General features: G+C 38.4%; 10 protein-coding genes. 2 read left to right on the forward strand and 8 right to left on the reverse strand.

All coding sequences use genetic code 11. The features are described from left to right. Nucleotides 1-9 precede the first annotated feature (9 nt). The gene (locus ACLCEG_RS08815; RefSeq protein ID WP_410567149.1) at nucleotides 10-1,656 is read left to right on the forward strand and encodes an ArnT family glycosyltransferase; all 1,647 of its coding nucleotides are present in this window, start codon (nucleotides 10-12) and stop codon (nucleotides 1,654-1,656) included. 56 nt (nucleotides 1,657-1,712) lie between these two features. On the opposite strand, the gene gyrA is transcribed toward ACLCEG_RS08815, so the two are convergent. From gyrA to xerC, 6 genes are all read right to left on the reverse strand, one after another. Further along, nucleotides 1,713-4,427 carry a DNA gyrase subunit A gene (gene gyrA, locus ACLCEG_RS08820; RefSeq protein ID WP_410567151.1) on the reverse strand — a complete coding sequence of 905 codons (2,715 nt, stop codon included), beginning with the start codon at nucleotides 4,425-4,427 and terminating at the stop codon, nucleotides 1,713-1,715. Nucleotides 4,428-4,837: 410 nt separating this feature from the next. Next, nucleotides 4,838-5,797 (reverse strand): MBL fold metallo-hydrolase, encoded by a 960-nt coding sequence (locus ACLCEG_RS08825; RefSeq protein WP_410567153.1) that lies wholly within the window; start codon nucleotides 5,795-5,797, stop codon nucleotides 4,838-4,840. A gap of 91 nt (nucleotides 5,798-5,888) precedes the next feature. Continuing rightward, the gene (locus tag ACLCEG_RS08830; protein ID WP_410567155.1) at nucleotides 5,889-6,731 is read right to left on the reverse strand and encodes a helix-turn-helix domain-containing protein; all 843 of its coding nucleotides are present in this window, start codon (nucleotides 6,729-6,731) and stop codon (nucleotides 5,889-5,891) included. A gap of 77 nt (nucleotides 6,732-6,808) precedes the next feature. Then, nucleotides 6,809-7,741: an electron transfer flavoprotein subunit alpha/FixB family protein gene (locus ACLCEG_RS08835; protein WP_004699815.1), complete on the reverse strand. Its 933-nt coding sequence runs from the start codon at nucleotides 7,739-7,741 to the stop codon at nucleotides 6,809-6,811. Nucleotides 7,742-7,758: 17 nt separating this feature from the next. Further along, a complete protein-coding gene (locus ACLCEG_RS08840; protein ID WP_004699812.1) occupies nucleotides 7,759-8,508 on the reverse strand; it encodes an electron transfer flavoprotein subunit beta/FixA family protein in 750 nt (249 codons plus the stop codon). 464 nt (nucleotides 8,509-8,972) lie between these two features. Then, nucleotides 8,973-9,860 carry a tyrosine recombinase XerC gene (gene xerC / locus ACLCEG_RS08845; protein ID WP_396462482.1) on the reverse strand — a complete coding sequence of 296 codons (888 nt, stop codon included), beginning with the start codon at nucleotides 9,858-9,860 and terminating at the stop codon, nucleotides 8,973-8,975. A 163-nt stretch (nucleotides 9,861-10,023) separates the two neighbouring features. Here xerC and ACLCEG_RS08850 point away from each other — a divergent pair, with 163 nt between their 5' ends. Further along, a complete protein-coding gene (locus ACLCEG_RS08850) occupies nucleotides 10,024-10,647 on the forward strand; it encodes a LysE family translocator (protein ID WP_410567157.1) in 624 nt (207 codons plus the stop codon). A gap of 42 nt (nucleotides 10,648-10,689) precedes the next feature. Here the strand turns inward: ACLCEG_RS08850 and ACLCEG_RS08855 are convergent, their stop codons facing one another. Together ACLCEG_RS08855 and ACLCEG_RS08860 are read right to left on the reverse strand one after the other, a co-directional pair. After that, nucleotides 10,690-11,301, reverse strand: a complete 612-nt coding sequence (locus ACLCEG_RS08855; RefSeq protein ID WP_410567159.1) for an alpha/beta fold hydrolase — start codon at nucleotides 11,299-11,301, stop codon at nucleotides 10,690-10,692. A gap of 1 nt (nucleotide 11,302) precedes the next feature. After that, the gene (locus tag ACLCEG_RS08860) at nucleotides 11,303-12,226 is read right to left on the reverse strand and encodes an ADP-ribosylglycohydrolase family protein (protein WP_410567161.1); all 924 of its coding nucleotides are present in this window, start codon (nucleotides 12,224-12,226) and stop codon (nucleotides 11,303-11,305) included. Nucleotides 12,227-12,230: the final 4 nt, after the last annotated feature.

Here is a 12,230-nt window from a genome sequence, read left to right on the forward strand (position 1 = left end):
GGATTGTGTATGCAGCAATGGCTTCGTAATTCGAAATTTTTATTATTTTTTTTACCATGCTGGTTACTTGTTCTTTCTTGGATAAGACCTTTGTCAGTACCGGATGAAGGCCGCTACGGAGATATTAGCCGAGCGATGGTCGAATCTGGAGATTGGTTAACTCCACGAATCGATAGTTTACCATTTATGCATAAACCTCCATTGCTCCATTGGTTAAGTTCTATTTTTATGGAAATTTTTGGGGTGCATGTATGGGTGTTACGCTTAGTACCTGTTTTGGCTGCTACACTCACCTTAGTTGGTCTATTCTGGTTTGTAAAAAAACATATTTCAGAGCGTGTAGCGCAACTCACGGTTATTATTTTAGCGACTAACCTACTTTTTTTTGGTAGTAGTCAATACATTAACCATGACTTATTAGTAGCATCTGGGATTACATTAAGCGTTTTATGCTTTGCTGATTTCACTATTTGTGCACGTAAACCTATCTTATTTTTAGGTTATGTTGCAGGCGCAGCAGCCTTTCTCAGTAAAGGACTTATTGGTGTTCTCATTCCAGGTATGATTTTATTACCTTGGTTACTCTACACAAAACAGTGGAAGAAAATACCTTCGCTTCTTAATCCATTAGGGATATTGCTATTCTTACTTATCGTTAGTCCATGGTTATACGCAGTACAAAGTAAATATCCTCAATTTTTACATTATTTCTTTATTGACCAACAATTTAGTCGATTTAGTTCAAAAGAATTTAATAATAAGCAACCGTGGTGTTTCTATCTGCTTATTTTATTTGTTGGTTCTTTACCTTGGTTTTTTGCGAGTCGATTTGAGTCTATTAAGACCGTCTTTAAAGATCATAAGCAATCTGGTGTATTTGCCTTGCTTGTATGGTGGTTTATTTCTGTCACGGTTTTCTTCTCCATTCCACCTTCTAAACTAGCGGGCTATATTTTACCTGCTGTCCCGCCCCTTACTATTTTCTTGGCACTTGTGATTAATAAAGTTCTTGAAAGCAGTTATAAGACCAAATTACAGGTATGGGGTACTCCTGTATTTATTATGATTCTTGGAATAGGCATTGTGGCTACCCCACATTTTCTGCGTGCGAATCAGCCTTTTTTCCAACATGAAGCTGTCTTCATTTACACGATTGGCACACTATTAATTGTGCTTCCATTAGTTTTAGTATGGTTATATAAAAAGCAAAAAGTGAGCTATCTAAACTATATTTTTATGAGTTTGATTGTTCTATGTAGTGCGGTTCCTTTTGCTGTTCGTATTTTAGATACTAAAAATAATGTGGGCCAAACAGATTTTGCTGAGTACCTCACCCCATCTACAAAAATAGTTTTCTATAATTACTATTTCTATGATGTGCCTTTCCTTTTACAGCTTAAACAGCCTGTTTATATTGTAAATGAATGGGATAGTGTTCATTCTGATAGCGCCTCTTTAGAAATTAAGGATGGACTGTTATTTGAGCCTGAACGTAAGAAGTATTTATGGAGCGAGCAGCAACTTAAAGATGCCTTAGCCCAAAAGCAAGATTTGATTGTGGTCAGTCAGCCAAATAATTTTGCAACTAAAGATCCTTCTGTGAAAACTCTACACTACCGAAACTATGATGTATTTATTTTCCATCCAGCAAAATAAATAGATTAGACATAAAAAAAGGAAGCCTGAGCTTCCTTTTTTTATTTTAAAACATCTTATTCTTCAGAAGTATCTTCATTATTAGATACTGCTTCTTCACTATCGGTTTCAGTCGTATCTACTTCGCCTTCAAAAAGTTCTTCTTCGTCTTCTACAGCTTCAATTGAAACCACACCAACCAAAGTTTCTTCTTCGCTTAAACGAATGAGACGAACACCTTGAGCATTACGGCCTGTCATTGCAACCTCTGCGGCACGTGTGCGAACAAGCGTACCACCATCAGAAATCAACAATAACTCTTTAGTTTCATCAATAGAAACTGCACCAACTAGCTCACCGTTACGTTCAGTTGTTTTAATTGCAATAACACCCTTACCACCACGTTTCTTGGTTGGGAAATCATTTACAGGAGTACGTTTACCATAACCGTTGGCACTCGCACATAGCACTTCACCTGTCTCTGGTACAACTACAAGCGATACAATACGACTTACTAGATTTGAATCTGCTGAATCATCGTTATCATCTAATTCATCGTTTTCAACGTCTGCATCTTCTTCGCTTAAAGTATTGCTTGCGAAGCTCACGCGCATACCACGTACACCTTTCGCTGTACGACCCATTGCACGTACGTCAGTTTCAGCAAAACGAATTGCTTTACCTTCGTTAGAGAACAACATGATTTGCTGATTACCATCAGTAATCGCAACACCAATTAAGGTATCTTCTTCATTAAGTTCAATAGCACGTAGACCGTTTGAACGAATGTTTGCAAACTGTTCTAACTCAACACGTTTAACCGTACCAGAAGCTGTCGCCATAAATACATAGTGGTTTTCTGGGAACTCTGTTAAAGGCAAGATAGCAGTAACTGTTTCTGTTGCATCTAAAGGTAACAAGTTCACGATTGGACGGCCTTTTGCCCCACGTGATGCTTGAGGAACCTCAAATACTTTCAGACGATACACTTTACCTACGTTGGTAAAGCAAAGTACGGTCGCGTGGTTCGATGCCACAATCAGATGTTGAATAAAATCATCATCTTTCATTGAGGTTGCAGACTTACCACGTCCACCACGGCGCTGTGCCTGATAGTCTGAAAGTGGTTGAGTTTTTGCATAGCCCGTTTGAGAAACAGTTAATACCACTTGTTCTTCTGGAATTAAATCTTCACGACAGAAATCAACACGAGATTCAACAATTTCGGTACGACGTGCATCACCATATTGTTGTAATACTTGTGCTAGCTCTTCACGAATAACAGCCATCAACAAGTTGAAGTCGTTTAGAATTGCCGTCAGTTCAGCAATTTGACCTAAAATTTCAGTATATTCTGCGTGTAACTTGTCTTGTTCTAGACCTGTTAAACGGTGTAAACGTAATTCTAAAATTGCGCCTACTTGCGTCGGAGATAGACGGTAAATTGAATCGCTTAGACCAAATGGACGATTTGGATCTTCACCTTCAATCTCATCTGGACGAACAGAAATTGCACCTGCTTTTTCAAGTAATGAAATAACACCACCACCTGCCCACTCGCCAGCAAGTAAACGCTCACGCGCTTCAGCAGGGTTAGCAGAAGTTTTGATGGTTTCAATAATTTCATCAATATTTGCTAAGGCAACTGTCAAACCTTCCAAGATATGACCACGTTCACGTGCTTTACGTAATTCGAACATGGTACGGCGTGTCACAACTTCTTGGCGGTGACGAATAAATGCCGCAATAATATCTTTCAGATTCATCAATTTTGGCTGTCCATTGTCTAGACAAACCATGTTGATGCTGAATGAGTTTTCAAGCTGAGTATTTAAGAATAAGTTATTTACAACGACTTCTGCGTTTTCACCGCGTTTTAAGTCAATAGCAATACGCATACCGTCTTTGTCAGACTCATCACGAAGCTCTGAAATACCTTCAAGTTTTTTCTCTTTTACCAACTCAGCAATACGTTCAATTACTCTTGCTTTGTTGACTTGATATGGAATTTCAGTAAAGACGATCGTTGTACGACCTGTCTTTTCATCTTCTTCGAAATGGTATTTACCGCGAATGTGTAAACGACCTTTACCGGTACGGTAGGCATCAACAATACCTGATTTACCGTAAATAATACCGCCTGTAGGGAAGTCAGGACCGGTAATGTATTCCATCAATCCTTCAATCGAAATATTCGGATTATCAGCATAAGCCAAACAAGCATTCACAACTTCTGTCATGTTGTGTGGTGCCATGTTGGTTGCCATACCTACGGCAATACCAGCAGCACCGTTAATTAACAAGTTTGGAACGCGTGTCGGAAGTACCTGAGGAATACGTTCTGAACCGTCGTAGTTATCTTCCCAGTCAACTGTGTCTTTTTCTAAATCTGCAAGAAGCTCATGTGCCAGCTTAGTCATACGGACTTCGGTATAACGCATTGCCGCCGCGCTATCACCATCGATCGAACCAAAGTTACCCTGACCATCAACCAATAAATAACGTAAGCTAAAGTCTTGAGCCATACGAACAATGGTTTCATAAACAGCTGAGTCACCATGCGGGTGATATTTACCGATTACGTCCCCAACGACACGAGCAGATTTCTTGTAGGCTTTGTTATAGTCATTGCCCAATTCGTGCATGGCATAAAGCACACGACGGTGAACAGGTTTAAGACCGTCTCTCACATCCGGCAATGCACGAGATACGATTACACTCATTGCGTAATCTAAATATGAATGCTTGAGTTCGTCCTCAATGGCAATCGGTCGGATTTCCGATACGCTCATGCATACTCCTTCTTACAGATAGATATTTCTATCCGTTTATATGTCTTGATCTTGCAAAAAATTTAGTTCCGGAAAGTGAACTAAAATCGAAAAAAATATAGCTGTATACTATAGCATAAATTGCTCGCTAACTGGGAGTTTAGCGATCTTTAAATAGCATTTTTTTACAATAAAAATTCTATTAGAATTAATAAGTTAAAATTATAGATTTCTACTTTTAAATGTATTCCTTAAAACTCAATTATTCGACCAAAATATAAACAGCATGAAAGTGCTCTTTTTAGAACACATTTCATCTATTTAAAGAATCAAACTTTTCGTCTTAACCCAACTTAGCAATATTTGAGCTAAAGATTCCGAGTCCATTTTTCAAATTCATTGCTCTTTTTTGAATAATCAATTTGAACTTATCATTTTACAGGAAGGTATTGAGCCGGTATCCATTGATATCCTGTTGAGCTTTTACCAATGTGTCCAATGCCAGGAAAAGCGATATGTGCTGCCCCCACCCACCATTGATTTTTGTAGGCTTGTTCAAAGATATTCTTACGAACAGCTATAGCCTGATTCGAGTGAGTATCGGGTTTGTAGCTTGCTTCAGGATAAGAAAATTGGACTGCACCGTAATGCACCACATCACCTAGACCTAAGAACTTTTGACCGTTTTGTCCATCTACTAAGTATGAAGAATGACCTTCCGTATGACCATGAGTCACGATGAGTTGAACATTCGGTACGTTAAAAGTGGCTTTGGTAAAAGCAACTAACTGTCCTGCCTTTTGGTATGGCTGCAAGGCATCACGCGTCATTTTAAATATTGGTTTAAAAAAATCGGTGGCTTTTGCTTCATTTGCAGATGATGTCCAAAAGTCGACATCTTCTTTAGCCAGATAAACTTTCGCATTTGGATAAACCATTTTGCCGTCTAGTGTAATCCCGCATAAATGATCAGGATGGGCATGTGTAATTAAGATGGTATCTATTTGTTCAGGCTGTACACCTGTTTTCTTTAAATTTTCACGTACATGACCCAAGGTAGGCCCAAAACATTTTGCAGTTCCTGCATCAATTAAAATATTCTGTGTCGGTGTTTGCACAAGATAGGCAGAGAAATCCGTGACAATCTGATTATGCTCATCTACAGGAACAAAATTTTCTTCAAACAGTCGATTGGCTTTTTCAGCTGAAATACCCAGTAAATCACTACGAGGTAATCCCAGTTCCCCATCAAATAAAGCCGTTACTTTAAGATTTCCTACGGGTTGTAAAAAGTAACCATCAACCTGATGCACGGTTGGCTTTTGTTCTGCATATATAACTGTACTGGCACTCAGCAGTAATAATATCGCAAGTGATTTTAATGATTTCATCATAGAGTCCTTGGTATTTTTAATACTTTAACTCTACTGGCCTTTATCTATCTAAATCGCTCAATAAACTACAAGAAACGCTCAAATTGACTTATTCGGCAGCTAGAACAGCTGGATCTATCCCATAACGCTCTACAAAGCGATCACGAAAAATAGCAACCGATTGATATCCCGATTTGGCTGCAATGGTTTTCATGGGTAGTTTTTTCGAATACAACATCTCAAGTGCATAAGTAAGACGTGCATGTGTAATCGTTTCTCTTAAGGTTGTATCTTCATAGCTGAGCTTACGGCGAAGTGTTGCACTGCTCAAACCCAATCGCATTTCAAACTCACGAGACTGCCAATCGTGCTGTGGATTCTCTATTACCCAATCATGAATGATTTTTGTCAATTTAGGGGGCGGTACAATTAATACATCTGAGAAGTGCTGTTGGCATAACTGTACAAGCATAGCAGTAATACATAAACGTGCTTTCACCACATCATGATTAAACAAAGCTGTTTGCCACTCGGTTAAAGAGGTAGCGAAATCATCAATTGAAAACTTTAATATTGCTTCGGTTCTGTCGACTACGGGCTTCGCCCAAATCATTTGTGCAGCTTGAATGACTTCGTCACACATAGGCACAAGAATAGTGAGATATTCACCCGTTATAGGATCAGGCAGATTAACTGCATCGATAACCGTATCGGGTTTTATAATATAGAGATCGCCGGCACTAAAATTGATTTGTTTTGTTTGAAGATTTAATTGTTGTTGCCCATATAGAATAAATCCCATGTGCAACTGGTTAACTTTAATATTGGCTAGCCCATGCTGATTTTTAGATCGAATACATAAATAATCTCGTGCCATATCTGCCCGTGCCAATCTCACCAATGACTGATGCAATTGATGAGCTTCTATGGAAGCGGAATAATTAATATTCATAATAATGATCTAAATAAAAAACGCCCTTGGCTAGTTATAGCACAAGGGCATTTTTCGAATAAGTGACAAGCTGTAAATTACAACTTGCTTACTAACTCTGGTACTACAGCGTTCAAATCACCAACTAACCAGTAGTCAGCAACGCTGTTGATTGGTGCTTCTTCGTCTTTGTTGATTGCAACAATAACTTTAGAATCTTTCATACCAGCCAAGTGCTGGATCGCACCAGAAATACCTACAGCAATGTAAAGCTCAGGTGCAACGATTTTACCAGTTTGACCAACTTGGAAATCGTTAGGTACGAAGCCTGCATCAACTGCTGCACGTGAAGCACCTTGTGCTGCACCAAGCTTGTCAGCTAATGGATCAAGTACTTTGTGGTAGTTCTCACCAGAACCTACACCACGACCACCAGATACAACAATACGAGCAGCTGTTAATTCTGGACGATCAAGTTTAACGATTTCTTCAGATACAAACTTAGAAATGCCTGCATCTTTTACTTCGCCAACTGTTTCAATCGCAGCAGAACCACCTTCCGCAGCAACTGGATCAAATGCTGTACCACGAACAGTACCAACAATGATTGCTTCGTCAGATTGAACAGTTGCAATTGCATTACCAGCGTAGATTGGACGCTTGAATGTGTTCGCAGATTCAACAGAAATAATGTCTGTGATCATACTTACATCAAGAAGTGCAGCAACACGTGGAAGAATGTTCTTACCAGTAGTGGTAGAAGCAGCTAAAACGTATTTGTAACCTTTAGCTAAGTCAGCAACTAAGCCAGCTACGTTTTCAGCTAATTGGTTTGCATAAGCCGCGTTGTCAGCAAGCAATACTTTGCTTACGCCAGCAACTTTAGCAGCAGCGTCAGCAACTGCTTGAGCGCCTGAACCAGCAACTAATACAGTAATATCACCACCGATTTTTTGTGCTGCAGCAACAACGTTTAAAGTAGCACCGTTAAGTGTTTGGTTGTTGTGATCAGCGATAACTAAAATACTCATGATTTTATCCTTCCGTATTAGATCACTTTCGCTTCATTTTTCAATTTTTCTACAAGCTCATCTACAGATTTCACTTGTACGCCAGCTTTACGTTCTGCTGGAGCTTCAACTTTAACAGTTTTAAGCTTAGTACCAGCTGTAACACCGTAATCAGCAGGAGATTTTGTATCAAGCGGTTTTTTACGAGCTTTCATAATGTTAGGCAATGCAGCATAACGTGGCTCGTTTAAACGCAAGTCAGTTGTAATGATTGCAGGAAGTGCAAGCTCAACAGTTTGTAAACCACCGTCGATTTCACGAGTTACTTGTACTTTACCGCCATCCACTTTCACTTCAGAAGCAAACGTACCTTGACCAGCACCTAATAATGCGCCAAGCATTTGACCTACTTGGTTAGAGTCATCATCAATTGCTTGTTTACCAAGAAGGATAAGTTCTGGTTTTTCAGCGTCAACAACACCTTTTAAGATTTTAGCAACTTCTAAAGCGCCAATTTCGTCAGTGGTTTCAACTAAAATACCGCGGTCTGCACCCAAAGCCATTGCAGAACGGATTTGTTCTTGAGCTTCTTTAGGGCCAACAGAAACAACAACGATTTCTGATACTGTTCCTTTTTCTTTTAAGCGAACCGCTTCTTCCACTGCGATTTCACAAAATGGGTTGATTGACATTTTAACGTTGGTAAGGTCAACCCCACTATTGTCCGGCTTAACACGAACTTTAACGTTGGCATCAACCACGCGTTTTACAGCAACAAGAGCCTTCATGTAATCCTCGGCTGTTCTAGCAAAAGTAAATGTTGAGAAAAGTATATTAACTCTTCGATTAAAATTTTTTAGGTACCCTATCTTGCAATGTGTTTGGCATTTCGGTCAAGTCACAATTTTCTGGAACAGTACAAAAAAAATGAAATCATCAGTTCATAAAAAAATTTTATACATGATTACCCTCTATTTTATTCTTTTTAAAGTCTATTTTATACATTGATTTTTATTATCTTTTTATTTTATTTACCTTATTAGTAAGAAGCATAAGCACGGTGTAAAAGACTCAAAATTTGTCGTTTTCAGGCTATATATGCTGACAAATTGTGCAAAGATCAAAATGGTCAATTGGGTAATTTCACCCTTTTTCTTTATACAAATTTGTAAATAAATACAAATGATCTCTACATTCACCTTATTTAGTGCAATCAAAGTCGCGTATTGATAAATAATTTAACTTAAATGACTTAATGCTTGGTCGCTCGCGGATGAGCCTGATCATATACTTGAGCCAAATGATCAAAATCGATATGCGTATAAATTTGCGTAGTCGATAAGTTGCTATGGCCTAACATTTCTTGGACTGAACGCAAATCACCGCTACTCGATAACATATGGCTGGCGAAACAATGTCGAAGTAAATGCGGATGTAAATCGACATTTACACCGGCTCTTTGCGCCTGAAGTTTTACACGTTTCTCGATTTGCCGTGGAGTGAGTACACCACCACGCTGTGAAATAAATACAAAAGCATTTTGGTCAAAATGACCTTTCCAGATTTTATAAATTTTAAGCCAGTTCAATAGACTTTCTTTTGCCTTTTTCCCAAATGGGACAATACGGGTTTTATTTCCTTTACCCGTAATACGAACAAGATGACGATTAAAATCGATATCTTTAATTGTCAGGCCTTGTAGTTCAGCGAGTCGTAAACCACTTGAGTAAAGTAGTTCCAACATGGCTTTATCTCGCAACCACAATTGCTGATCAATTGGTTTTTCCGGCATAGGTTGATCTAAAATTTGATTAACCGTTTCTATATCGATCATGCCCGGTAAAGGTCTAGGCTGACGTTTTAACTTAAAGTCGTCAGTGGGATTAATTTCTAGATATTTGCCCTGTTCAGCCCACTTCATAAACTGACGAATAGAAGTGAGGTGACGCTGCATACTACTTGCGCTTAACTGGTCTTGCTCAACACGCTGAGCCAGATATTCACGTAAATCTGAAGCTTCAACATTTTTTAAATCAATTTTTTTTGAGTTACAGAACTCAAGAAAGCTTTTCACATCTCGCTCATAAGCCGTGATTGTATGCTCAGACTGATTTTGAATTTTTCTTTCTTTTAACCACATCGAGAGCAGTTGTAATGCAAAATCCAAATTGCTCTCCATTTATTTGCCCATTTTTTTGAGTGTACCAAAAACTATTTGATGAGGAAAATTTCATATCGCACAGCATAATGAATCTAACTTATATATTACAATTTATACCAAGTATTCATTGGACCTTGCTGCCATGACCACCGTACTCATTCCTTATTTAATTGCCATTACTTTACTTACGCTTACTCCCGGTTTAGATACGACTTTAATTATTCGTACTGCTACACTTGAGGGTAAATCTAAAGCGTTCCAAGCAGCTCTTGGAATTAGTCTTGGCTGTATTGCTTGGGGAATTGTTGTGGCCTGCGGTTTAGGTGCCTTACTTATGGCTTCAAACTTAGCTTTTAATCTATTGAAATGGATGGGAGCTGCTTATCTCGCATGGCTGGGTTTAAATATGATTTTAAAACCACGTAGCCAACTTGCAGACATACAAGAAAATAATTCAAATCGCTCTACCTCAGAGAATTGGTTCATTAAAGGTTTCTTTGGCAATTTACTCAATCCCAAAGTTGGCATTTTTTATATTTCATTTCTTCCCCAGTTCATTCCAGCCCAAGCATCGGCTGTCACTTGGGTAATGGGACTTGTAATGATTCATGTGGTGATTGGAATAGTATGGTCAAGTCTATTAATTATGGCTATGCAACCACTTTCACGTTATCTAAAGCAACCCAAGTTTATAAAATATATGGACCAAATTACAGGCAGTATTTTTGTGTTATTCGCATTGAAATTAGCTTTGAGTAAAAGATAAGTTTTAAAAAAGCGTGCTAACGCATAGCACACTAAATAATAGTTAAAGATTTACATGAAGTTTTTTTAAGTAGTTTTCTATTTGGACCGCAACTTCATTGGCATGTTTTTCTGCTAATTGATGGTCCCCGCCGTTCACAACATATAACATCGATTTTTCAAACTTTTGATTTAAATACTGGCCTACCTGAACAGGACTCACTGGATCGTTATCGCCCCAGATTAATAAAGTTTCAACATTTATATCTGACAAAAACTCTTCATAGTTAGCATGAGTGGTAACAAACCAATCTGGATATTTTAAAAATGTTTGGCGATATGCTTCACGCCAGTCTTGAACATTAAATCGTTTAAGGTTGATTCCACCAGAAGTTGCAATTAAGACCAACCCTTTCACCAAATGAGGTTTTTGTAGCGCTGCGGCAACGGCAAAAATCCCACCCATAGATTGGGCAACAATGATAGATTCTTCATTAATTTGATCGACCACATAATTTGTTAGGTCTTCAAAGTTTTTGATCTCAAGAGATTCTGGTGTATCACCGAAACTGGGGTAACCAATAATTTTTGTACGGTATTGCTGAGGTAATTTTTCAATTAAAGGATGCCAAAATGCAGTACTACCTGACGCACCGGGTAAAAAAATTAAATTCATGTCATGCTTCTTCTAATTGTGTTAATAGAGGTTCTAGTACCTCTTTCCCTCTTAACTGTTGTACCCATATTTGTGGAATCCCTTCATATCCAAACATAATTCCTGCTAATCCTCCTGCAACACAAGCAGTTGTATCAGTATCTTGTCCTAAGGCAATAGCTGTTTTAATGACATCTTCATAATTATTTTGTTGCAGAGCGAAACGAGCTGAATGTAAACAATCCACTACGTAACCACTGCCCGATATTTCTTTCTCATGTGTTGAATCGATAATATGATTAAGTTCTTGTTGTTCATTAACACTATTTTTATAAAGTTGCATCAGTATGGAAATACTAGATTCCCAAGCCTCATTAACTGGTTGCCCTTTCAATAAATATTTTGCCCATAAGCAATATAAAGCACAGCAAATTTTTGATCGAAGATGAGCATGGGTCAAATGAGACTGCTGATAGGCTAACTCAACTAATTGTTGATCAGATCCTCTATGCCATAATGCCAAAGGTAATGTTCGCATCAACGCTCCATTACCATTCGAATGTTCATCTTTATTAGCCATTTCTTCTACAGATACCCCAGCTTCATAACGTTGTAACACCTGAGCAGTTTGCACTCCAATATCAAACACTTGATAATCAACTGCCATATAACCATAACGGTACCAGTTGCGAATACGGTTAGCAAAATCGATACTATCGAGTTTCTGACAATGCAATAGTGACGCTAATAAGCATAGAGCCTGAGCTCCATCATCTGACCACGTTCCAATTGGAACATCTGGATAAGTTCGCCTAAAATCTTGAGGTGGAATCATATCAATATGTGAGTAAGGTGGAAGCTGCAAAGCTGAATGAAATTCATATGGTACACCGACGGCATCACCAATCAGCAAACCATAAATTGCTCCTCTAATTCTATTTTGCATTTTT

It is taken from the genome of Acinetobacter sp. H1(2024), from assembly GCF_046557555.1.
In the GTDB taxonomy this organism is placed as follows: Bacteria; Pseudomonadota; Gammaproteobacteria; order Pseudomonadales; family Moraxellaceae; genus Acinetobacter; species Acinetobacter seifertii.

Coding starts and splice junctions, on each gene's coding strand:
- ACLCEG_RS08815 (WP_410567149.1), top strand. CDS start 10: ATGCAGCAATGGCTTCGTAATTCGAAATTTTTATTATTTTTTTTACCA.
- gyrA (WP_410567151.1), bottom strand. CDS start 4,427: ATGAGCGTATCGGAAATCCGACCGATTGCCATTGAGGACGAACTCAAG.
- ACLCEG_RS08825 (WP_410567153.1), bottom strand. CDS start 5,797: ATGAAATCATTAAAATCACTTGCGATATTATTACTGCTGAGTGCCAGT.
- ACLCEG_RS08830 (WP_410567155.1), bottom strand. CDS start 6,731: ATGAATATTAATTATTCCGCTTCCATAGAAGCTCATCAATTGCATCAG.
- ACLCEG_RS08835 (WP_004699815.1), bottom strand. CDS start 7,741: ATGAGTATTTTAGTTATCGCTGATCACAACAACCAAACACTTAACGGT.
- ACLCEG_RS08840 (WP_004699812.1), bottom strand. CDS start 8,508: ATGAAGGCTCTTGTTGCTGTAAAACGCGTGGTTGATGCCAACGTTAAA.
- xerC (WP_396462482.1), bottom strand. CDS start 9,860: ATGTGGTTAAAAGAAAGAAAAATTCAAAATCAGTCTGAGCATACAATC.
- ACLCEG_RS08850 (WP_410567157.1), top strand. CDS start 10,024: ATGACCACCGTACTCATTCCTTATTTAATTGCCATTACTTTACTTACG.
- ACLCEG_RS08855 (WP_410567159.1), bottom strand. CDS start 11,301: ATGAATTTAATTTTTTTACCCGGTGCGTCAGGTAGTACTGCATTTTGG.
- ACLCEG_RS08860 (WP_410567161.1), bottom strand. CDS start 12,226: ATGCAAAATAGAATTAGAGGAGCAATTTATGGTTTGCTGATTGGTGAT.